A 23,481-nucleotide genomic window follows, 5' to 3' on the forward strand; every position below is an offset into this window, starting at 1 on the left:
GAAAAAAATGAAGCCAAAAATCGTTTTTACCGGCGGTGGAAGTGCAGGGCATGTAACACCCAATTTAGCTTTAATTGAAGCCACCAAAGAAGAAAATTGGCAGGTTGATTATATAGGAGCACGAGATAGCGTAGAAGAAACGATAATTAAAAATCATAAGACCATTCCTTTTCATGCTATTAGTGCTGGCAAACTGCGCCGCTATTTTAGTTGGCAAAACTTTATTGATCCATTTCGAATCGTTGTTGGCATTATTCAAGCTTATAGTTTACTGCGTAAGCTTAAAGCAGATGTAGTTTTTTCCAAAGGTGGCTTTGTTGCTTTTCCAGTAGTCGTTGGCGCGTGGTTAAATCGTATTCCAGTGATTATACATGAATCTGATATGAGTCCTGGATTAGCCAATCGCCTAAGTTTTCCTTTTGCTGATAAAATTTGTGTTAATTTTGAAATTGCCAAAGAACATTTTAAAAAAAATGACTATATTGCAGTAACGGGGACGCCTATAAGGCCTAAGCTTTTTTTAGGCTCTCGCCTGCGAGGTTTAGCTTATTGTCATTTTAGTAATGAAAAACCTTGTTTATTAGTTATGGGCGGAAGCCAAGGAGCGAGTAGCTTAAATGCTATTGTAAGGCAATCGCTAGATCACTTGACGCAACGTTTTCAAATTATCCATTTATGTGGTAAAGGAAAGAAAGATTTATCTCTAACCGAGCAAAAGGACTATTGTCAGTTTGAATACATTGATGAGGAACTACCTGACTTATTGGCAGCTGCAGATTTAGTCGTTTCCAGATCAGGGGCTAATTCACTTTGTGAATTATTAGCCTTACAAAAACCACATATATTAGTTCCCTTACCTTTAAGTGCTAGTCGAGGTGATCAGATTCAAAATGCAAATTATTTTAAGCAATTAGGTATTAGTTGTGTGCTTGATAATGATACCTTAACTAGCCAAAGCTTAATTCAAGCTATTAAAGAAACTTATCTTATAAAAGAAGAAATTGTAATGCGTATAAAAGCGCTAAAAATTGAATCAGCGACAACTAAAATAATAACCCTTATTAAGGAGCAACTACATGCTGAATCCCGAAATTTTGTATAAATTTATTGCAGATGAATGGGATAATGCAATTTTACCTAGTCTATGTGATTATATAAAGATTCCCAATAAATCTCCCCATTTCGACGCAGACTGGGAAAAAAATGGCTATATGGAGCAGGCAGTAACCCATATTGCTGATTGGTGCCAACGTTATGCACCTGCTGGCACAGTAGTAGATATTGTTCGGCTTCCAGGCCGAACGCCTTTATTATTTCTAGATATTCCGGGCACCATTGAGAATACTGTCCTTTTGTATGGTCATCTAGATAAACAACCAGAAATGATTGGTTGGCAAGAAGGGTTAGAGCCTTGGAAGCCTGTGTTAAAAGAGGGGCGACTTTATGGCCGTGGTGGTGCCGATGATGGTTATGCCGCTTATGCTTCCCTAACTGCTATTCGAGCTTTACAGCACCAAGGTATAGCTCATGCTCGTTGCGTTTTAATCATCGAGGCATGTGAAGAAAGTGGTAGTTATGATTTACCTTACTATATGGATATTCTTAATGAAAGAATAGGTACTCCTTCACTGGTAATTTGTCTTGATTCAGGCGCTGGCAATTATGAACAGCTATGGATAACTACCTCTTTGCGGGGGAATGTCGTTGGCGAATTAACGGTTGAACTATTAAAAGAGGGTGTTCATTCTGGTAATGCAAGTGGTATAGTAGCTGATAGTTTTAGAATTGCCCGCCAGCTACTTAGTCGTATTGAAGATGAGGTAACTGGCGAAATTAAGTTACCCTCTTTATATTGTGATATTCCAGAGCAGCGTGAAGAGCAGGCGCAGGATTGTGCAAATGCCTTACAAGAAAATGTTTATGAAGCATTTCCTCTTTATTCAGGGGTTGAACCTATTAATGCTGATAACGCCCAATTAATTTTAAATCGTACTTGGCGTCCGGCGCTTGCCATCACTGGCGCTGATGGTTTGCCACCTATTGCCAATGCAGGCAATGTACTAAGGCCAAAAACGGCCTTAAAATTATCTATGCGTCTACCACCTTTAACTGAGCCAAAACAAGCAGCACTTGCCATTCAACAAGTGTTAACAGAAAATCCGCCTTATCAGGCAAAGGTAAACTTTACGATTCAAGATAGTGCTGAAGGTTGGCATGCGCCTTTAGTAGCGGATTGGCTTAGAGAAGCAATTCAAGATGCCTCATTAGCTTTTTACAATAAGCCAGCAGTTTATATGGGTGAGGGTGGAACTATTCCCTTTATGGGTATGTTAGGAAAAACCTTTCCTAATACCCAATTTATGATAACTGGGGTGCTAGGACCACATTCTAATGCGCATGGACCTAATGAATTTCTACATTTAGATATGGTAAAGAAATTAACAGCATGTGTGGCATTTGTTCTAGATAAGCATGCTAATTTACAGACTTAACTAGCTTGTCTAGCAAGATTAAATTTTGGTTTTGCTGCAATAATTTACCTTGTAAAGCAGGTAAAAAAGTTATTGCAATAATTAATATGAATTCACTTATACTTTTTGTGGAGAGTTAAATGCAAGTAAAAGCTGCTGTAGCCTATGAAGTAGGAAAGCCACTAGCAATTGAGATGGTTAACTTAGAAGGCCCTAAAGCAGGCGAGGTATTAGTAGAGATTAAAGCAACTGGTATTTGTCATACAGATTTATATACTCTATCAGGCGAGGATCCAGAAGGTCTATTTCCTGCTATCTTAGGTCATGAAGGAGCAGGTGTGGTAGTGGAGGTTGGGGCAGGCGTTACTTCTGTTAAGCCTGGTGATCACATCATTCCATTATATACGCCTGAGTGTCGACAATGTGAATATTGTCTCTCGCAAAAAACAAATCTTTGTCAAGCAATACGTAGTACGCAGGGGCAAGGCCTTATGCCAGATGGGACAAGTCGTTTTAGTTTAAATGGTAAAAAATTGTTCCACTATATGGGTACTTCAACGTTTGCTAATTATACGGTACTGCCTGAGATAGCGGTAGCTAAAATTCGTCAAGATGCGCCTTTTGATAAAGTCTGTTATATCGGTTGCGGCGTAACTACAGGAATTGGCGCTGTAATTTATACAGCTAAAGTTACACCTGGTTCTAGGGTAGTTGTTTTTGGCCTAGGAGGTATTGGCCTTAATGTTATTCAAGGGGCGCGCTTAGTTGGCGCTGAGCAAATTATTGGAGTAGATATTAATCCAGAGCGTCAGACCTTAGCTAAAAAGATGGGGATGACTGATTTTGTTAACCCGAAAGAAATAGGTGAGAAAGATTTGGTTAGTTATCTTGTAGAACTCACTAAAGGAGGCGCTGATTATAGTTTTGAATGCGTTGGTAATGTCACGTTGATGCGACAAGCTTTAGAATGCTGTCATAAAGGGTGGGGCGTTTCAACCATAATTGGGGTGGCTGGAGCAGGCCAAGAAATTAGTACTAGGCCCTTTCAGCTGGTTACAGGTCGTGTTTGGAAAGGTTCTGCATTTGGTGGCGCAAGAGGTCGTACAGATGTGCCTAAAATAGTTGATTGGTATATGGATGGCAAAATCAATATTGATGATTTAATTACGCACGTTGTACCTATCGAACAAATTAATGATGCTTTTGATTTAATGAGCGCTGGTAAATCAATTCGTACAGTTGCTACTTTTTAAACTAAGGTCTGTCGGCAATTGTTTTATAAGACAAAAAATACAAATTTTAGACTTAAAAAAATTGTCAACAGGCCCTATATAGTGGGTAATCATAATGACTATTAAGCTTGTAGAAGAGCACCTTTGTTTCGATGGATTGCAGCATGTATATGCTCATGAATCTTCTATTACACAGTGTACAATGCATTTTGGGCTTTTTCTACCGCCTCAAGCTGCTAAACATAGCGTTCCAGTATTATACTGGCTTTCAGGATTAACATGCAGTGAGCAAAATTTTATTACCAAAGCCGGGGCGCAGCGAGTTGCAGCAGAATTAGGTCTAGCACTTGTGGTACCTGATACAAGTCCGCGTGGAACTAATTTACCAGGCGATAGTGATAATTATGACTTTGGTGTTGGTGCCGGTTTCTATGTTGATGCTACACAGGCGCCATGGTCTAGACATTATAAAATGGCTACTTATATTCAGTACGAATTACCTAGATTGTTAGAACAACATGCTTTACTTAAAGCGGGGAACTGTGGGATTTTTGGTCATTCCATGGGAGGACATGGCGCACTTACCTTGGCCTTAAAAAACCCACAACAATATCGTTCAGTATCAGCTTTTGCTCCAATCTGTGCACCGAGTCAGTGTGATTGGGGGAAAAAAGTTTTTACCGGTTACCTAGGAAGCGATAAAAAAAGTTGGCAGGAATATGATGCTTGTGAACTAGTTATTAATAGAGGTTGGCCTCATAAAACTATTCTAATTGATCAAGGCACGAATGATCCATTTTTACAAGAGCAGTTAAAACCAGAACTATTTTTAAAAGCCTGTAAACAAGCGAAGGTTTCACTGAATCTGCGTATGCAAAACGGTTATGATCATAGTTATTATTTTATTGCTAGCTTTATTGAAGATCATTTGCGTTTTCATGCTGATATTTTAAACAAAGAGTAGTTATCACCTTTTGTGGAAAGCCTAACCATGTTAGGCTAAGTTTTGCTTATCTTAAAATTTAGCGTTAAGCTAGTAAGCACCTATTAAGTTATTTGATAAATAAATAAATTTTCATTTTTTCTCGACAATTTTTAAAATTACTGACATACTCCACACGCTTCTTTGAAGGAACATCTAAGAAGCAAAATTATAGTCCAATCAATACGGAGAAAATAATGAAAATAAGGCGTGTAGTCTGTGTAATATGTTTTTTTGTTTTACCTTTTTCTTATAGCGCGTCATCTAATCCTATTTCTTTAGCGGGCGTTGATACCCAAATCAATTTAAATAAAGCTGATCTTAAAACTTTAACTAAATCTTTTAAAGGAATTGGAGTTAAACGTGCTGAAGCTATTGTTAAATATCGGCAGGAGCATGGTAAATTTAAATCCGTTTCGGAATTAGCAAAAGTTCCAGGCTTTGGCCAGAAATTTGTTACTAGTCATTTAGATGAACTACAGAAAAATTTTCAAGTAAAGTAGTTAAGCGGGTAATTTAATACCTATCTTTTACCAAGTTCTGTAACTGGTTTCGATTAGCGGCCAGTTACATTGAAATCCGCTAATTAAAAGAGCTGCGTTAACTTTTTCCTGTGCAAAGATTTAATATTAAATAACTTAAGCAGTTTGAGCTAAAATTCTAGCTAATTTAAGCTTTCTATTAATTCTAATTAGAAATCTTCATAAAGAGATGTCGATTTTTAGGCAAATTTAGGATACAGTACCTTCCAAAAAAGTTTGAGGGTAATGTAGTATATGTTAAGGAAATTAAGGGGTGTTTTTTCCAATGACTTATCTATTGATTTAGGTACAGCCAATACCTTAATTTATGTTAGGGATAAAGGAATTGTTTTAAACGAACCTTCAGTAGTTGCACTGCGAAGTGAGTCAGGGCAAAAACGCGTTGCAGCAGTTGGCTTAGAGGCCAAACGTATGTTAGGTCGGACCCCTGGCAATATTAATGCCATTCGTCCAATGAAAGATGGTGTTATTGCAGACTTTTTTGTTACTGAAAAAATGTTACAGCACTTTATTCATAAAGTTCATGAAAACCGTTTTTTAAGGCCAAGTCCTCGAGTGCTTGTTTGCGTGCCTTGTGGCTCAACGCAAGTTGAAAGGCGTGCAATTAGAGAATCAGCTATGGGTGCTGGGGCACGCGAAGTATTTCTTATTGAGGAACCAATGGCTGCGGCTCTAGGTTCAGGTATGCCTGTTGAAGAAGCAAGTGGTTCTATGGTTGTTGATATTGGAGGCGGTACTACAGAAGTTGCTATTATTTCTTTAAGCGGTATCGTTTATCATCAGTCTGTCCGCATAGGTGGTGATAAATTTGATGATGCTATTGTTTCTTATGTCAGACGTAATTATGGTACCTTAATTGGTGAAACCACAGCAGAACGTATTAAACATGAAATTGGTTCAGCTTTTCCAAGTCGTGATCTTTTTGAAATTGAAGTTAGAGGGCGAAATTTAGCAGAAGGTGTTCCACGCAGTTTCACTTTAACCAGTGCAGAAATTTTAGAAGCTTTACAAGAACCACTTTCAGGTATAGTAGGAGCTGTAAGAGCTGCGCTTGAATTGGCACCGCCGGAATTAGCAGCTGATATCGCTGAGCGTGGAATGGTACTAACAGGGGGTGGCGCTTTATTAAAGAATATGGATACACTTTTAATGGAAGAAACAGGGCTACCCGTTCTCGTCGCAGAAGATCCTTTAACTTGCGTTGCACGTGGTGGTGGTAAGGCACTTGAAACAATGGATTTACGTGGCGGTGATTTCCTCTCAACCGAATAATTCTAAAGATAGGCTATTTTCCCGAGGCAAACATCGTTTCTTAGGCTTTTTGTTTGCCTGTGTTCTATCTATTGGTTTAATGTTTTCTGATTATCATTATCACTATTTAAATAGTGTTAGGCATGCCTTTTCTTTTATTGTAGCGCCTTTGCAATACGCAGTTGATTACCCCGTACGTGTTATTGGGTGGTTTCAATCATTGGTAAGTACTAAAAAAGCTTTGATTGATGAAAACATGCAGCTTAGATATCAACAAACCTTATTACAAGCAGAATTACAGAAGCTACTTGTTATTAAAGAAGAAAACTCGCAATTAAGAGAGCTGTTGTTAACTTCTTCAAAAGCTAAGATGAAAGCAATGGCTGCACAAATTTTAGCAGTCGATACGACTATTGCCCGCCAAATAGTAATTTTAAATAAGGGCAAACGCGATGGAGTTTATGTTGGTCAACCTGTATTAGACGCTAAAGGTGTAATGGGGCAAGTTATAGATGTCGGCTATATGACTAGCACGGTTTTATTAATTTCTGATGCTAAAAGTGCAGTCCCTGTTAGAAATAATCGTACAGGTGAGCGTGCTATTTTAGTTGGCTTAAACAATATAAGTCAGTTGTCATTAATTAATTTACCTAGGACTTCCGCTATTATAAAGGGTGATTTACTAGTAACTTCTGGCTTGGGTAGGCTTTATCCAGAAGGCTATCCTGTAGGAAAAGTAGAAAGTGTTAAAAGTATTCCTGGAGAAGCTTTTATTAAAGTTGATGTAAGTCCAATTGCTTTATTAAATAGAAATCGTTTAGTGCTATTAATATGGCCTGATAAAGAACAAGAGCAACTGACTGCTCAAATTAATGAGCGTATGAATATAGTAGAGGCCTCTTAATGAACTCTACTTTTATGCGCTTAACAATTGCTTTTATTGTAGCTTTATGCCTAACCATCATTCCTATGCCTAGCTTATTAATCGGTATCAAACCACCATGGGTACTATTACTCATTTTATATATGCAGTTTTACCTTCCAGAACATTTTAATTTATTTATCTTAATTTTACTTGGACTTGTCTTAGATGCTTTATTATCGACTGTAATAGGTGAGCATACACTTGCCCTATCTTTAATTACCTGGATTGCTAGTAGCAAGGCCCGGCGATTCTACTTTTTTTCTATCGGTCAGCAAATGACTTTAGTGGGGTTTTTCTGTTTTCTCTATCAACTTATTATGATTACATTAGATGCATTCTTAGGTTTTCACATCAATTTTGTACCTGTGATAATTAATACAATCCTCAGTATTTTGCTCTGGCCCTGGTTACGTCTCATCGCTGATGACACTTTACGTAGCAAAATTAAAATATATCGTAACTTAGCTTAATTGAATTAAACGATATGCGCCAGGCTCTAAGCCATTTAATGACCAGCTAGCTATTTTATGGCGAACAAGTCTTAAGGTCGGAAATCCAATAGCGGCCGTCATTTTGCGAATTTGATGATTTTTTCCTTCCGCAAGGATTATTTCTAGCCAACTGGTAGGAATTGATTTTCGAAAGCGAATGGGAGGCATTCGCTCCCAAAGTTTAGGCTCCTCTATAATATGTACTTTAGCTGGCAAAAAAATAGTCTCTTTAATTTTTAGGCCCATTCTTAGAGGTTGTAGGTCAGCTTCAGTAGGTTGGCCTTCTACCTGAACCCAATAGTATTTACGTTTATTATAGTTAGGATGGCTTAATTGATGCTGCAACTTACCGTCATCAGTTAAAATAAGTAGACCTTCGCTATTTTTATCCAATCGTCCGGCAGCATAAAAATTAGGCAGTTTAATAAAGTCAGCTAGCGTTCTCTCATCCGGGGTGCCCGTAAATTGACTAAGAACACCAAACGGTTTGTTGAAAAGTAATATAGTAGGCACGGTCAATGACATCGAATAAAATTATAATTATGACGTTATTCTGTCTTGGGGCAAGTGTTTTCGCATGTTATGATGTTTCTCTTTAAAAGTAGGGGATATCAATGACATTTGAAAAAATTCATATACCAGAGCAAGGGCAACCGATCACGTGTACTAATGGGCGATTAAATGTGCCAGATTTTCCAATTATTCCCTTTATTGAAGGTGATGGAATCGGGGTTGATGTAACGCCTGCAATGCGTAATGTTGTTGATGCTGCGGTAGCTAAGTGTTATGGAGATACGCGCAAAATCTCCTGGATGGAAATTTATGCAGGTGAAAAAGCCACTCAAGTTTATGGCGGCGATCAATGGTTGCCAGCAGAAACCCTAGAGGCTATTAGACAATTCGTCATCGCTATTAAAGGGCCTTTAACAACACCTGTTGGTGGTGGAATCCGTTCTTTAAATGTTGCTATCCGTCAAGAGCTGGATTTATATATCTGTCTGCGTCCTATTAAGTATTTTGCTGGTACGCCTAGCCCACTGAAAGAGCCTTGGAAAACCGATATGGTTATTTTTCGCGAAAATTCGGAAGATATTTATGCTGGTATCGAATGGCAAGCAGGTACTGAAAGTGCTAATAAAGTTATTAATTTTTTAACACATGAGATGGGTGTTACTAAAATTCGTTTTCCAGAAAACTGTGGTATTGGTGTTAAACCTGTATCGCAACAAGGTACATCTCGTTTAGTAAAAGCAGCTATTCAGTATGCTATTGATAATGATAGAGACTCTGTAACCTTAGTGCATAAAGGTAATATTATGAAGTTTACTGAAGGTGCATTCAAAGAATGGGGTTATCAGGTTGCTCGAGATAATTTTGGGGCTGAATTATATGAAGGCGGGCCTTGGATGAAATTGACTAATCCTAAAACAGGTAAGCCAATCATTATAAAAGATGTAATAGCAGACGCTTTCTTACAACAAATCTTATTGCGTCCTGAAGAATATAGCGTTATTGCTACCCTTAATTTAAATGGTGACTATATTTCTGATGCGCTAGCGGCTCAAGTAGGAGGTATTGGTATTGCGCCTGGGGCGAATTTAAGTGATGAGGTTGCGGTATTTGAAGCTACTCATGGAACAGCTCCTCGTTATGCTGGACTTGATAAAGTAAATCCGGGCTCATTAATTTTATCAGCAGAAATGATGTTACGTCATCTAGGGTGGATTGAAGCTGCCGATTTAATTATTCAATCTATGGCCGATACAATTGAGTCTAAAACGGTAACTTACGATTTTGCCCGCATGATGGACGATGCAAATTGTGTTAGCTGTTCAGGCTTTGCTAAAGCAATGATTGAAAATATGTAAGCTGCTTAACATTAATTTAATTAATATAAAGTATACTAAAAGTCTAATATGGGAAAGTGTCATTGATTAATGTTTTCGGCTGCAAATAGCGCGAATTTGTGCCAATATTAACTTAAGCTCATTAAATAGGGTTAACCATTCGCCTTACTTAAGTTAAAATTAGTGCTATTTTGCTGCAAAAAGTCAATTAATGACACACCTAATTAAAAAGCAGCTATAATTAATTTAAGCCATGTTAACAATAGGAAGTAGGGAAATCGGAGCGTAACTAAACTGGTTTCTTTGGAGTAATTAACAAACCTTAAATAAAGTCAGGACTTACGTAAATCTCAATGCCAAGTGAGGGAGTTTATATCTTAAATTAAGGCATTTTAATAAAGAAATTGAAGTTTTACGTAAGCCCTGAGAGTAACTTCAGCATTTAGGTCAAATGAATTAAATTCAAGCTGCTATAGATTTTGCTTATTTGGGATGGTCATTAGATTATGCCAAATAGTTGTTGTTGAATTTAAATTAGGTAAAAAAGAGTTTTGATGACATTGCTAAATAGAATTAAAGCTTAGTCTAAATTAATATAAGTCCTATTAGAAAATGTCAGTATGAGTGCTATCTACTCATCATGATATACATTGTCGCAGAGTTTAATTTTTTTATCATAATAAAAATCATTTTTTACTGGCCAAATGCTCATTGAAAGTCTATAAAATTAATAAAGGGTATGAAGATGAGTGGCCGGTACTTAGAAGAATTTACTGAACATAAAAACGCAGAGGCAGAGGTTCTCCCTGCAGTCAAAGTTCCGAAGAAATATAAAGTGATTTTATTGAATGATGATTATACACCAATGGATTTCGTAGTAGATGTACTAAAGCGTTTTTTTCGACTAAATGAAGAGCTGGCAACCCAAATTATGTTACAGATTCATATCTTGGGAAAAGGGGTATGTGGTATTTATACCAGGGATATAGCAGAGACGAAAGTTGCTCAGGTAAATGAATATGCCAGAAATCATGAGCACCCTTTGCTATGTACGATGGAGTCGGAATAATGCAGGTGGGTGAAGAGGAGCAATGCCAATGTTAAATAAAGAACTTGAATTCACCTTGAATCTTGCTTTTAAGGAAGCGAAAGAAAAACGTCATGAGTTTATGACGGTTGAACATCTACTATTATCTTTACTTGATAATCCTGCTGCAGGCAATGTTCTTCAAGCTTGTGATGCCAATATTGAAGCATTAAGACGAGATTTAATTGAATTTATTGATGAAACTACGCCCAGAATTCCTGAAGGGGAGCATGATAGGGAAACTCAACCTACTTTAGGTTTTCAACGTGTTTTGCAGCGAGCTGTTTTTCATGTGCAGTCAGCTGGTAAAACCGAAGTAACAGGCGCAAATGTCTTGGCTGCTATTTTTAGTGAGCAAGAAAGTCAAGCTGTGTATTTTCTTCGCCGTGAAAATATTACACGACTAGATGTTATTAATTATATTTCCCATGGTGTTTCTAAATATCATAATAACGAAGCCAATGATCATCTTAATTCTGCTATGGATGAAGAAGCTATGGCTGGTGAAGGTAGTGAATCACCTTTAGAAAGTTACTGCTTGAATCTTAATAGACGAGCTCGCTTAGGAAAAATTGATCCGCTCATAGGTCGTCATGAAGAAATTCAGCGTACCATTCAAGTTCTTTGTCGTCGCCGTAAAAATAATCCCTTGCTTGTTGGTGAGGCGGGTGTTGGTAAAACGGCTATTGCTGAAGGTCTTGCTAAGCGTATAGTTGATGGCGAGGTACCAGAGGCTATTAATAATTGTGTAGTTTATGCCCTTGATTTAGGGGCATTATTAGCTGGTACAAAATACAGAGGTGACTTTGAAAAACGTCTAAAGGCTGTTTTAAAACAATTAGGTCAGCAAGATGGAGCTGTATTGTTTATTGACGAGATTCATACCATTATTGGTGCAGGGGCGGCTTCCGGTGGTGTTATGGATGCGTCAAATTTAATTAAACCTTTACTTGCTAATGGTGAATTAAAATGTATAGGTTCTACTACTTATCAAGAATATCGCGGTATTTTTGAAAAGGATAGGGCACTTGCTAGACGTTTCCAAAAAATTGATATTAGTGAGCCAACCATTGAAGAAACATTTGAGATTCTTAAAGGATTAAGATCTAAACTGGAAGAGCATCATGGTGTCAAATTCTCTATCTCTGCTTTAAAAGCTGCTGCTGAATTATCGGCTAAATACATTAATGATAGATTCCTTCCTGATAAAGCTATTGATGTAGTGGATGAAGCAGGTGCTTACCAAAACTTATTAACGGCTAATAAACGAAGAAAAATTATTAGTGTAACTGAAATTGAAAATGTAGTGGCAAAAATAGCGCGTATTCCACTTAAGAAAGTATCAGCAAGGGATAAAGATACCTTACGTAATTTGGAACGAGATTTAAAATTACTGATTTATGGTCAGGATAATGCTATTACAGCGCTTGCATCAGCCATTAAGCTTGCTCGCTCCGGCTTACGTGATCCGCATAAACCAGTCGGCTGTTTCTTATTTGCAGGCCCAACCGGAGTAGGTAAAACAGAGGTCACCCGGCAATTAGCTAATGTATTGGGTATTGAGCTTTTACGCTTTGATATGTCTGAGTATATGGAAAAACATACTGTATCTCGTTTAATAGGTGCGCCTCCCGGTTACGTTGGTTATGATCAAGGCGGTTTGTTAACTGAGGCAGTTACTAAAAATCCTCACTCCGTATTGCTACTTGATGAGATTGAGAAAGCCCATCCTGATGTGTTTAATTTGCTCTTGCAAATTATGGATCATGGTACTTTAACAGATACTAATGGCCGCCAGGCTGATTTTAGGCACGTTATTTTAGTGATGACAAGTAATGCAGGCGCCACTGAGATTACGCGTAACTCAATAGGCTTCTCGCTACAAGATAATAGCAATGATGGTTTAGAAGTCATTAAAAAACAATTTAGTCCAGAGTTTAGAAATCGTTTGGATGCAATAATTAATTTTGATTCTCTAGATACCGAGACAGTAGGGCTTATTGTAGATAAATTTATTATGGAGCTTGATGAGCAATTAAGTAATAAAGGTGTTACATTTAAAGTGGATAAAGCAGCGAGAGATTGGTTAATTGAGCATGGCTATGATAGAACTATGGGTGCTCGACCAATGGCTCGTTTAATTCAAGAACAAATCAAAAAACCACTAGCAGACGAACTACTATTTGGAAAATTAATGAAAGGCGGACATGTAGTTATTAGAGTAAAAGATGGCAAACTACATTTCGATAGCCATGATCACTGTGAAGGGGTTATCTAACCCTTCTATCAAATAAGTCTTAGTTGCTGACCATTTAATCTACCCCACTTAACTAAAGTGGGGAGTTTTTTAAAGTTAATCTATGCAGTCTAAAATTTGCTAAGTTACTTAATTTCTTAGTTATTTTGTCATTATGCATTTGCTTGCGTTAATACTCCCAGCTACAATTACAAAATCCTATATAAAATAAATAAACTGCTTGATGGTAATTTTAGTACTCACTTATGCTTAAGTTGCCACGGTTAGTTTAAATAGAAGTCTAACGAATTAGTTTAGGTTAGTTTATGCTAAGCGTAATTATTATCTGTAAAAATGAAGAAGCTAATATTAAACGCTGTCTAGAATCTGTAAGCTGGGCAGATGAAATTGTAGTACTAGATTCAGGTAGTACTGATAATACAACTGCTATTGCACAAAAATATACAGAAAATGTTTATAGAAGTGAAGATTGGCATGGCTATGGTATACAAAAGCAGCGTGTACTTAATTTAGCCACCGGTGATTGGGTTTTAAATCTAGATGCTGATGAGTCAGTATCAGAGCATTTAAGAACAGCTATTGAAGATGCAATTGCATCTGGTGAAGCAGATGCTTATCGTATTCCTATTTGTATGAATTTTTATGGAAAACCTTTACGCTATTCGTCGAGTCCTAAGCGGCATATCCGCTTATTTAAGCGAGAAAAGGCACGCTACAGTGAAGATATTGTCCATGAAAAAATCATTTTACCTGAAGATACGCAAATTGGAAAAATAACGTTACCTATCATGCATCATTCATTTCGTGATGTAAGCCATGCATTATATAAAATTAATCGCTACACGTCTTACAGCGCGAAAATTCGTTCACAAAAGGGTGAGCCACCGGGTATTATGAAAATAATTTTTAGTACAGGTTGGATGTTTTTCCGCTGTTTTTATTTGCAACGTGGTTTTATGGACGGTGTAGCAGGCTTCTTATTAGCTGTTTTCAATGCTCAAGGTACTTTTTACCGTGGCATTAAACAGCTTTATCCTGATGTCAGACACAGTGTTTCCTTATCTCCCGCTAGACAAGATGTAGAACCCGTTCCAGATTTACCTTCTAGTCAGCAACAAGCTCAAGCTACAGCTGAAGCTGGTCAGCTTGAAGTTCAGCCGCCAATAGAAGAAAATTTAACTAGTCCAGCTGAACTTAATAAAGAAGAGAAAAGACAAGCCCAACAAGAGGAAATTGCTGAAGAAATTATTGAGCAAGACGAATTGGTTCCACAAAATACTTCGCTTGAAGAAGAAGCAATTAAGAACCAGGAGCAAAATGAGTTTGACTCAGAAGCTTTTCAAGCAGCGTTAGATAAAACTGCAAAAGAAGACCAGGAATCTTCGCTGGAAACAGAAACAGTCAAGCCACACGATACGTTTGACCCAGAAGCTTTCCAAGCAGTATTAGATAAAGCTTTAAAAGAGGAACAAGAATCTTTGCTAGAAGAAAAGACAATTAAGCAGCAGGAGCAAGATATATTTGACCCAGAAGCACTTCAAGCAGCGTTAGATAAGGCTGCGAAAGAAGATGAAGCGCTTTTGGTTGGCGAAGAGTCAATTAAACATCAGAATCAAGATACGTTTGACCCAGAAGCTTTTCAAGCAGCATTAGATAGAGCATTAAAAGAAGACGAAGAAGCTTCCCTTAAGGACCAATCAATTAAAGACAAATCTGATGTAGGACTTACTAAGCCTACATTTGATAAGGCTTTAAAAGACGACCAAGACCAAGAGTCCTCAGAGAAGAAATAGAAATAAACAATTTATTATAAGCGTTTACACCAATGCAAGCATATTTCATGAACGGTTAGATTTTATATAAGCAAAGACTGCTATTTGATTTCATAATAAAGAGCATTATATCTTTTTAAAGACTTAAAAAACCAACTTTAATTCTTGCCAATATTGGTTATACAAAGCAAGCGTTTCTTCGCCAACATCGCGTTGGAAAATGCCTTTCTCTAGTATGTTTGCTGTAGGATAAACAATAAGGTTATCGCGAACAGCGGCTGGCAGTAACGCACGTCCTTCGGCGTTAGTAATAGCTTGACCGGTTATTAAAGCAACTTGAGAGGCGACGTTAGGTTTAAGCAAAAAATTAATAAAGGTTAGTGCTTCTTTAAGATGAGGTGCATTTTTAGGAATGGCTAAACAGTCAACCCAAATAATAAAACCGTCTTTAGGATAAATAAAACGCACATTATTATTTTCTTTAGCAGCTTTATAAGCATCAGCATTCCAGGCAGCGCCAATTGATGCATCTTCATCAATCATAATGGCTTGAATACTATCACTAGCAAATATTTTAATATTAGGTACTAATTTTACTAATTGCTCATAGGCTTTTTTAATCAAGATAGGATCTTTTGTATTGGGGTCAAGACCAAGGCTAAGTAAAGCAATAGCAAATACTTCGCGAGAATCATCAAGCATCATTAATTGGTTAAGCCAGCGCTTATCCCATAAGAGTTGCCAAGTCGTAGGTGGATTAACCACATTTTGGCTATTAAAAAATATGCCAGTTGTTCCCCATGTAAAAGGGATGCTGTAATTATTCCCTTTATCATAATCATTGCGGGTAAATTTTTGATCTAAATTAATAATATCAGGTAACATTCTATGATCAATTTTAGTTAGCATATTCTGATTACGCATGCGCTCTACAAAATAAGCTGATGGTAAAATGACATCATAAACAGCTTGCCTGCTAGCTTTTAATTTAGCATACATCGTTTCATTGCTGTCATAAGTAGAAAAATTAACTCTAATTCCAGTTTCTTTTTCAAATCGCTGCACTACTTCCTTAGGAATTTCGCCTCCCCACACGTAAACATTAACCACAGGGCTAGTAGCATGAACAACAGCTGAAAAAAGACAAAGGAGAAATAAGCCAAATCGTTTCATAATGCCTTGCCTGAAAGTCGATACGATAAACTAACCAAGATCATGGAAAGAAGAAAAGTAATAGTACATAAAGCATTAAGTTCTGGGGTAATGCCTGTACGTACTAGTGAGTAAATTGCCAATGGTAAAATATTAAAGTCAGGACCTGCCACAAAATAACTAATCATAACGTCATCAAAGGAGAGGGTAAAACTCAATAGTAAGGCGCTTAATACACCAGGCCATAATAAAGGAAGTAAAATCTTTGTTAAAGCGATGTAGCGGCTTGCTCCTAAATCTAATGCACTAAAATAGATATTAGGATCTAAGGTGTTGATTCGAGCTTTAATAGTTAAAATAACAAAGGGAAGGCAAAATGTAATGTGGGCAATTAACAAGCTAAAAAAGCCAAGTGGTATCTGCGTAACATTAAAGAAAATAAGCAAGGCAACGCCCAGTACTAAATCAGGAATAATTATTAATAATAAAAGAAGAAGATAAAAGGTTTTTTGTTTTTTTGCACGAAATAAAAATAGATTTACACTAGCAAGTAAACCTAATAACGTAGCAAAAAAGGAGGCACAGAAACCTAAAAGAATAGAGTTAAAAAAAGCAGACCATAAACCTCTGTCTTGAAAAAGCTCTTGATACCAAAACCAGGTAAAGCCCTGCCATTGTAATGAAAATTTAGCATCATTAACTGAATAAAGTATCAAAATTAAAATAGGGCAGTAGAGAAAAGCAAAAACAAAAAATAAAAAAGTTTTCTGCAATAATCCTTTCATTGAATGACCTCACTACTATCTTGACGATAAAAAGCTAATAATAGTAGGAGTAAAAGGGTTAAAATGACACTTGTGGCAGCGCCTTCAGGCCAATTCTCAATGACTAAAAATTGATTCTGAATTAAATTACCTAATAAAATAGAACGAGCACCACCTAAAATATTAGGAATATAAAATAATGTCATAGCAGGTAAAAGCACTAAAACGCAACCTGACAAAATGCCCGGAGCTGTATTAGGTAAGAATACTCGTGTAAAAATAGCCCACCTTCCTGCGCCTAAATCCTTTGCTGCCTCAACTAAGCGAAAATCAAAGCGTTCCATATTAGTAAAAATAGGTAATACCATGAAGGGAAATAAGTTATAAACTAATCCTGTGATAACAGCAAAGTTTGAATAAAGTAAGTTCAAAGGTTCATTAATAAGGTGAAATTTAAGTAATAAGGCATTAAGTACGCCTTTATATTTAAGGATGGCAATAAGTGAATAAGTTCTAATTAATGAGCTAGTCCAGAAAGGTATAATAATTAACAATAATAAAACAGATTGGTGCTTAGACTTAATTAATAAGTAGCTAAAAGGATAAGCTAATAGTAAACAACAAGCAGTCGCAATTATCGCAATCAATAAAGAACGAAAAAAAATTTTCGCAAAAACCGGCGATAATAAAGCGCTGTAATTATCAAATGTAAAGGGTAAGGCTACTAAATTAGCAGTATCCTTAGATAAAAAACTTGCTATTAGAACAAGTAATAAGGGAACAAAGCTAAAAACAATTAGCCATGCATAAAGTATATAAAGCGAAGTTGATTTAACCTTCATAAGGCAGTAGCACCTCCCATCCAGGTAACCATTCAACCCATACCGATTCATTAGGCGAGTATTCTAATTTATCATCATCTTCATCAAAAAATTCAGAAGCATTAATAAGTTTTCCTGAATCTAATGCAACTTTAAGATCGACGGTAGAACCTTTATATACAATTTCTACAATCTTTCCTGGTAGCATATTACTGGTATCTTCCACTTCAGATAAACTCCATACGCGAATATCTTCTGGACGAACAATAAGATGTAGTTGTGTACCAGCTTGATAATGGCCAGTATTTTTACAAACTAATTCTATTTGCTCAACCATCGTAGTTAATTGATTTTCATCGCTTGTTTTAACTTCAATATCAAAAATATTGGCTTCGCCAATAAATTTAGCGACATGTAAGTTCGCTGGATTTTCATATACCGCTCTAGGGGTACCAATCTGTTCAATATGGCCATGATTAAAGACTACAATTCTATCTGACATGGATAATGCTTCTTCTTGATCATGAGTTACAAAAATAAAGGTCATATTGAGTTTTTTTTGTAATTGCTTTAATTCAGACTGCATTTCTTTGCGCAGGCGGTAATCTAGAGAACTTAAAGGCTCATCTAATAATAATACTTGGGGTCGATTAACAATAGCTCGTGCGATAGCTACTCGTTGCTGTTGTCCGCCACTTAAATGCTTAATATTGCGATCAGCTAATGCTTCTAGTTGCACAAGCTGTAACGCTTCTTTAACGCGCTTGGCTATTTCACGACGATTAATCTTTTTACATTGCAATGCAAACGCTACATTATCAAATACTGATAAATGAGGAAAAAGGGCGTAGCTTTGAAAAACCGTATGAACGTCGCGCTTTTGCGGTGGCAAGGCATTAACGCATTGTCCATTAATAAAGATTTCTCCCTGGCTTGGCTGTTCAAAACCAGAGATAAGACGCAGTAAAGTAGTTTTACCACAACCAGAGGGACCTAATAAAGTTAAAAATTCACCATCAAAAACAGATAATGAAATATTATTAAGAATTAAGGCACTGCCATAAGATTTGTAAACATGGCAAATTTCAATTAGCGGTACCGTCATGATAAGTTCAAAACAAAAGCATAATTATGATTGTTGCTAAGTAAATTGTCTAGTAACAATCATCAATACTGGTTTATTTTCCAGGGGGCTTAACTAAATTTGCCGAATTTAAGGTTTATTTAGCCAAAATTGTAAGAAATTAAATAGATTTAATTTAAGTACTGGATAACCTAATAGCTTGAATTTAAGAATTCTAATAGCTCTGTATGTTGACGTCTATCTTAATACTCACACTAAGCTTAATTAAAATAGCTTCCCACCTGTGCAAGAATAACAGGTTGTTCTTAAATTGACACTTTAGATGATCTATAACTAATTATATTTATTACAATTATCATGTCTAACGTTGGCTTGAGCTGAGCAAAGTTCTGAGATACCGCCATTATTACAAATTACCAATCCTTTTTCATCAACAGTCAACACGCCACCTTGCCATAAACAACATCCTTGAACGTTTTGTAAGTCCATAATGGCATGCCGTGTACAATAGCAAGAAGAATAATAACCATTTTTACATACTAAACGGCCAGCAGATGAATCGCAATAACTGACTCCGCCCATTTTTTCGCAGCATTGGCCAAGACAGTGCTTGGGACAATCATCACCTTTACAATCACTACAGCGGCTTGCGAAAGCTAGCGTAAAGCAAATAGCAAATACCCAAACGGCAAACACTCGAGCGATAAATTGCATGATTATTCCTGCACTTTTTATTTTTGAGAATATTAGACTTCTTTGGAAAGTGCTAGTGCTAAAACAAGATCAAGCAAAAAAATACTAAAAAAGCACACTTTACAGGGAGTAAATGAGCATTTTGAAGCATTTTTTTGTTTGAGACTGGCCGGCAATGGTCCTTTCCGAAGAAATCTATTATAGGTAATTATCGAAAAGAAATAAATGATTAAAGTATGTCTTACTTAACTTAAGAACTAGCAATTTTATATAAAAAGGCGCTAACCATTAGAAAATAATCTAAATTTATTCTAAATATAAAATTATCTTTAAGTTATAACACAAGCTAAAACTTATAGTGCTGCACTTAAAAACATAATTATTTCCAGGTAATTTATATGAATCAACTTTATTCTTACTTTATAGTATTTTTAAGTAGCTTTATTTTTTCGACCTCTACTTTTGCAGACGATTTCTGCTTAAAAGCGGTAAATGAATTAAAGAATAAAAACTCTGATTTAATATCAACTCTACGTCCTGCGGCTTGTCCGCAGGATCCAGTTAAGAAATGTAATTTATGGATTCTGCGAACAAGTCGCAGGACGTAGAAAAGGATAACAAGATATAGCTATAAAAAAATAAGTGATAGTTAATTACTTTAGAATAATTAAAATTTTCTCCAAGTGTTTATTAAAAGTATTTCATAACTATTAGATTTAAATGGTTTAGCATTACGTTAAGACTCACAAAGAGGCAAAATACATTTCCACTGCCATTAAGCCTCCTACTCTTCGTGTACTAATAAATCGACCGATTCAATTTTTTGAAATTGTTGGGTTATTTTTTTAGCTGAAATAGTGACTTCACCCACGTCCTGCTGTGCTAAATCAATATGCTTTGATAGCTTATCCATCCGCTTTTCGAAGCGCTGAAAATCCTGTGCTAGCGCTTGTAAATGTTGCTGAATAATATGTACTTGTTTACGAGTCGCATCATCTTTTAACACGGCACGTGCAGTAGTGAGTACAGCCATTAGGGTACTAGGAGAGACTAGCCAGACCTTTAGTCGTTGTGATAAAGCAATGATTTCTGGGTAACCGGCATGAATTTCAGCAAATATGGCTTCCGCCGGAATAAACATAACAGCGCCATCGGTTGTTTCATTAGGAATAATGTATTTTTCTGCAATATCTTTAATATGTTTTTGAATATCCTGGCGAAATTGTTGATGTAGATGTTTTCTTTCTACTGAATTAACATCAGTACTCATTAATTTCTGATATGTTTCTAAAGGAAATTTAGCATCAATAACCACATGTCCTGTTGGTTCAGGTAAAAATAAGATACAGTCAGCACGCTTTTGGTTACTGAGAGTATGTTGCATACGATAATGTGTACTTGGAATCATGTTGCTAATTAACGTAGCTAGTTGAACCTCACCAAAGGCACCTCGAGCTCGCTTATCTACTAAGATATCTTGTAAGCTCACCACATGTGAGGATAACTCAGTTATCTTTTTTTGTGCTTCATCAATAATGGTAAGTCTTCTTACAATATCTGTAAAAGTAGTTGAGGTTTTTTCAAAGCCTTCTGCTAATTTGTGATTAACTTGCTGGGTAAGATTATTTAAATGACTACGTATTTCCTCTGTTAAGCTTTGTAGGTGAGAGGTTAGCGAGTGAGCATGTTGCATAAAGCTGTGATTAATTTGTTCACGTACATCAATCATAGATTGTTGAATGGTTTGATTAATTAATTGCTGATTATTGATTTGCCCTTGAGTAATTTGTTCTAAGATACGTTGTAAATTAACTTGATTATAATCTTGTAAATCCAATTGCAGTTGATGTAACTCTTCAAGAATAAATTGTTGTATTTTTTGATAATCTGTTTGTTTAAAAAAAGCAACTAGACGTTTATAAATAAAAAAAATAAAACAGCATTGAAAGACCAGCGCGGCAATTAGTCCTTGTGTCAGTGTAAACTGAGGCCATCCAATCATTTTAACCTAAATTAGCAATATCGATAGGCAAATTATGTTCAAAAACTGGTTTAAGCTGACCATAATCGATAAGTTGAATCGACCCCAAATAATACGGTGATTGTTCTAATTTATCAATCTTGTGTTTAAAGGAAAACGTTAAATTGGCATTTCCAGGCGCAAGCCAATCTGCTGCCTGAGCTATTTCGATAGCATGTTTTTTTCCTTGAACATCAGCTTTAAAAAGAACAGCTTGAAGCATATAGCGGCTACCTGTAGCCACATTAATAGCTGCATTAAAAGTTAATTTATTAGAATTTAGACGAGTGATTTCGCTAATGAGGGCAGAAGGTATGGCATAAGAAAAAGCAGTATGAGCATGGCGATTAATTATTTGATTATCAACTTTAGCGCTAGTATCGGTTTCTATATACCAATTCTGACCAGGAAAATTCTTTTCATTATCTAGTATTATTTTACCTCGGTATAGTCCTGGCTCAACTTCGGTAAGTGGAATAGGTACAGATTGTCCATCAGGACTTAACAGATTAGCTTTAACATTATTAGCTGAATACCGCTTTGCAGCTTTTTTTAAAAAAATTGTGGTGGTAAGTTCATCACCATATTGGTAATAAGCTTGATTTGTCTCTACAAGAAGGCCTGCAGTCGAGGCTTTATCAAATATACGAATTTGAAAACGCTCAGTAGCTAAGTAGTTAAAGTCTAATAATGACAAAGTAAATTGTCCGCTACCTAGTTCAGGCTTTAATTCAATGATCTTAGCGAGGTTTATTGCAGGTAAGTCCTCTGAATGATACGGCGATAAGGTTGAGACTTCAGATAAGGGAAGGTTTATTTTCGACCCTTTAGCAAGGCGAAATTGGCTATCTTTTAAAATTATCTTTTTATTCATGGGCACAATACGAATAATCGCTTTTGGCGCTGTTGTATAAATAGGTATGCCTTTAAATAGTTGAGCAGCAGTTACTTCAAAATGATATTTTTTACTTATTTGCTTATTACTCTGTGGTTTAAAAAGTTTATTATGAATGGGCCAAGAGGTACTTAAAGGTATATGCGAGAGGGTGTCACAATGGGTACAATCGTAAGCTTTTAATGACTGACTAGGTAAGGTAATAGCATAGCTGGGATTTATAAAGTTTATAAAAAGAAACAATAATAGCAGATACATTAGGCTACTCCGTTAGCTAAATCCTGACTTAATATCATATCAAGTCCAAAACAGTTATGACGGCTTTGATTATGGCTTAGTGCATTATTATGTTCTGTCTTTTGGATATCATAAAACCAGACTGTGCCTACACTACGTTGAGAGATACATTCTATAAAACCATCAGCACACTTATCTAAATAGAGTTTAGTTACCTTAAGGCCAGCATTATATCGATAACCATTGCAATAGCTTGCTCCATTTAAAGGAGAGGCTGTGACGTCGGTACCAATGATGACTCGAAAAGGAACCGACAAAGAAGGACGTCCTAAGCTCCCAAATAATAGTTCATTATTATAAATAGCCATATCAAGCACACGTTGTTGGCGCACGCCATCATTAAGATAGCCAATTAACCAACTAACCGAAGCTTCAAATAAGTTTCCTTCTACTACTTCTTCGGCAAGTGGTGTACCTCCACTAGATGGAGATAAAGCAATAACTTCCGCTACTCTTTTTGACAGTTGTAAATAACGTGGGTCATAAGTTGGATTAGATAAAATCCAGCGAATAACATTAGCGCCCTCAGAGTGAGTATAGATTTTTAATTTACTAATGTGGTTGTTCTTAATAAAAGAAAGTAATTGAGTGGCTGTACATCCAGCAGCATCTTCATGCCACATATAGTGACTATAGTCACAAGCAACAACAAAATAGTTTTCTGGTTTGGGTAGTACCGAAGTTAGGGTATTAATAAATTCTTTTTTCCAATAAATTCCCTCTGCATCACTACGATGATCATTATTGCCATGAATAAAAGCAATACCAAAATCAGGAGACTTGTTGCCAGCAAGTTTGGAAAGAGGACTATTATCAAGCGATTGACTATAAATAGATAAACTATATAGAGATGTAAAAATGACAAAGCAAGCAAAAACAAAACGTGGCAGGTCCATAT

20 protein-coding genes and 1 pseudogene are annotated in these 23,481 nt (G+C 36.4%); 12 read left to right on the top strand and 9 right to left on the bottom strand.

Annotated elements, in window-relative coordinates; all coding sequences use genetic code 11:
- The first annotated feature begins 7 nt into the window (after window positions 1-7).
- The 8 genes from ACNVED_RS04695 (at window position 8) to mreD (ending at window position 7,873) form a co-directional block, all read left to right on the top strand.
- Window positions 8-1,102 carry an undecaprenyldiphospho-muramoylpentapeptide beta-N-acetylglucosaminyltransferase gene (locus ACNVED_RS04695; RefSeq protein ID WP_419420606.1) on the top strand — a complete coding sequence of 365 codons (1,095 nt, stop codon included), beginning with the start codon at window positions 8-10 and terminating at the stop codon, window positions 1,100-1,102.
- On the top strand, window positions 1,077-2,492 hold the full coding sequence (locus ACNVED_RS04700; RefSeq protein ID WP_419420607.1) for a M20 family metallopeptidase: 1,416 nt from the start codon (window positions 1,077-1,079) through the stop codon (window positions 2,490-2,492). The genes ACNVED_RS04695 and ACNVED_RS04700 overlap by 26 nt, the downstream gene beginning before the upstream one ends.
- Window positions 2,493-2,611: 119 nt before the next feature.
- Window positions 2,612-3,724 (top strand): S-(hydroxymethyl)glutathione dehydrogenase/class III alcohol dehydrogenase, encoded by a 1,113-nt coding sequence (locus ACNVED_RS04705; RefSeq protein ID WP_419420608.1) that lies wholly within the window; start codon window positions 2,612-2,614, stop codon window positions 3,722-3,724.
- Between the two features lie 94 nt (window positions 3,725-3,818).
- The gene (gene fghA, locus ACNVED_RS04710; RefSeq protein WP_419420609.1) at window positions 3,819-4,667 is read left to right on the top strand and encodes an S-formylglutathione hydrolase; all 849 of its coding nucleotides are present in this window, start codon (window positions 3,819-3,821) and stop codon (window positions 4,665-4,667) included.
- Between the two features lie 215 nt (window positions 4,668-4,882).
- Window positions 4,883-5,188 (top strand): ComEA family DNA-binding protein, encoded by a 306-nt coding sequence (locus ACNVED_RS04715; RefSeq protein ID WP_419420610.1) that lies wholly within the window; start codon window positions 4,883-4,885, stop codon window positions 5,186-5,188.
- 273 nt (window positions 5,189-5,461) lie between these two features.
- Window positions 5,462-6,499, top strand: a complete 1,038-nt coding sequence (locus ACNVED_RS04720; protein ID WP_115302113.1) for a rod shape-determining protein — start codon at window positions 5,462-5,464, stop codon at window positions 6,497-6,499.
- On the top strand, window positions 6,477-7,382 hold the full coding sequence (mreC, locus tag ACNVED_RS04725) for a rod shape-determining protein MreC (RefSeq protein ID WP_419421143.1): 906 nt from the start codon (window positions 6,477-6,479) through the stop codon (window positions 7,380-7,382). Before ACNVED_RS04720 ends, mreC begins: the two co-directional genes overlap by 23 nt.
- Entirely contained in the window at window positions 7,382-7,873 is a 492-nt protein-coding gene (gene mreD / locus ACNVED_RS04730) for a rod shape-determining protein MreD (protein ID WP_419420611.1), read from the top strand. The genes mreC and mreD overlap by 1 nt, the downstream gene beginning before the upstream one ends.
- Here the strand turns inward: mreD and ACNVED_RS04735 are convergent.
- Entirely contained in the window at window positions 7,865-8,407 is a 543-nt protein-coding gene (locus ACNVED_RS04735; RefSeq protein ID WP_419420612.1) for a pseudouridine synthase, read from the bottom strand. The two genes, mreD and ACNVED_RS04735, sit on opposite strands and share 9 nt — an antisense overlap.
- A gap of 101 nt (window positions 8,408-8,508) precedes the next feature.
- Between ACNVED_RS04735 and icd the strand changes: the two genes are divergently transcribed.
- The 4 genes and pseudogenes from icd to ACNVED_RS04755 all read left to right on the top strand — a co-directional run.
- A complete protein-coding gene (icd, locus tag ACNVED_RS04740; RefSeq protein WP_419420613.1) occupies window positions 8,509-9,762 on the top strand; it encodes an NADP-dependent isocitrate dehydrogenase in 1,254 nt (417 codons plus the stop codon).
- A gap of 724 nt (window positions 9,763-10,486) precedes the next feature.
- The gene (gene clpS / locus ACNVED_RS04745) at window positions 10,487-10,810 is read left to right on the top strand and encodes an ATP-dependent Clp protease adapter ClpS (protein ID WP_419420614.1); all 324 of its coding nucleotides are present in this window, start codon (window positions 10,487-10,489) and stop codon (window positions 10,808-10,810) included.
- 28 nt (window positions 10,811-10,838) lie between these two features.
- Complete coding sequence (gene clpA / locus ACNVED_RS04750; RefSeq protein WP_419420615.1) at window positions 10,839-13,106, top strand: ATP-dependent Clp protease ATP-binding subunit ClpA; 2,268 nt, start codon at window positions 10,839-10,841, stop codon at window positions 13,104-13,106.
- Between the two features lie 284 nt (window positions 13,107-13,390).
- Window positions 13,391-14,125 (top strand): annotated as a pseudogene (locus ACNVED_RS04755) (glycosyltransferase family 2 protein); the annotation flags it as partial.
- 876 nt (window positions 14,126-15,001) lie between these two features.
- Here ACNVED_RS04755 and ACNVED_RS04760 read toward each other — a convergent pair.
- From ACNVED_RS04760 to ACNVED_RS04795, 8 genes are all read right to left on the bottom strand, one after another.
- Window positions 15,002-16,030: an ABC transporter substrate-binding protein gene (locus tag ACNVED_RS04760; protein WP_419420616.1), complete on the bottom strand. Its 1,029-nt coding sequence runs from the start codon at window positions 16,028-16,030 to the stop codon at window positions 15,002-15,004.
- Entirely contained in the window at window positions 16,027-16,794 is a 768-nt protein-coding gene (locus ACNVED_RS04765; RefSeq protein ID WP_419420617.1) for an ABC transporter permease subunit, read from the bottom strand. The genes ACNVED_RS04760 and ACNVED_RS04765 overlap by 4 nt, the downstream gene beginning before the upstream one ends.
- Window positions 16,791-17,615: an ABC transporter permease gene (locus ACNVED_RS04770; protein ID WP_419420618.1), complete on the bottom strand. Its 825-nt coding sequence runs from the start codon at window positions 17,613-17,615 to the stop codon at window positions 16,791-16,793. The genes ACNVED_RS04765 and ACNVED_RS04770 overlap by 4 nt, the downstream gene beginning before the upstream one ends.
- The gene (gene potA / locus ACNVED_RS04775; protein ID WP_419420619.1) at window positions 17,605-18,699 is read right to left on the bottom strand and encodes a spermidine/putrescine ABC transporter ATP-binding protein PotA; all 1,095 of its coding nucleotides are present in this window, start codon (window positions 18,697-18,699) and stop codon (window positions 17,605-17,607) included. The genes ACNVED_RS04770 and potA overlap by 11 nt, the downstream gene beginning before the upstream one ends.
- A gap of 312 nt (window positions 18,700-19,011) precedes the next feature.
- Window positions 19,012-19,392: a neurogenic locus notch gene (locus ACNVED_RS04780; RefSeq protein WP_419420620.1), complete on the bottom strand. Its 381-nt coding sequence runs from the start codon at window positions 19,390-19,392 to the stop codon at window positions 19,012-19,014.
- A gap of 763 nt (window positions 19,393-20,155) precedes the next feature.
- The gene (locus ACNVED_RS04785; protein WP_419420621.1) at window positions 20,156-21,373 is read right to left on the bottom strand and encodes a DNA recombination protein RmuC; all 1,218 of its coding nucleotides are present in this window, start codon (window positions 21,371-21,373) and stop codon (window positions 20,156-20,158) included.
- 1 nt (window position 21,374) lies between these two features.
- Window positions 21,375-22,544 (bottom strand): DUF4785 domain-containing protein, encoded by a 1,170-nt coding sequence (locus tag ACNVED_RS04790; RefSeq protein ID WP_419420622.1) that lies wholly within the window; start codon window positions 22,542-22,544, stop codon window positions 21,375-21,377.
- A complete protein-coding gene (locus tag ACNVED_RS04795; RefSeq protein ID WP_419421144.1) occupies window positions 22,544-23,479 on the bottom strand; it encodes a hypothetical protein in 936 nt (311 codons plus the stop codon). The genes ACNVED_RS04790 and ACNVED_RS04795 overlap by 1 nt, the downstream gene beginning before the upstream one ends.
- Between the last annotated feature and the right edge of the window lie 2 nt (window positions 23,480-23,481).

Origin of the sequence: Legionella sp. D16C41 (genome assembly GCF_048541585.1) — a bacterium.
Lineage (GTDB): Bacteria > Pseudomonadota > Gammaproteobacteria > Legionellales > Legionellaceae > Legionella_C.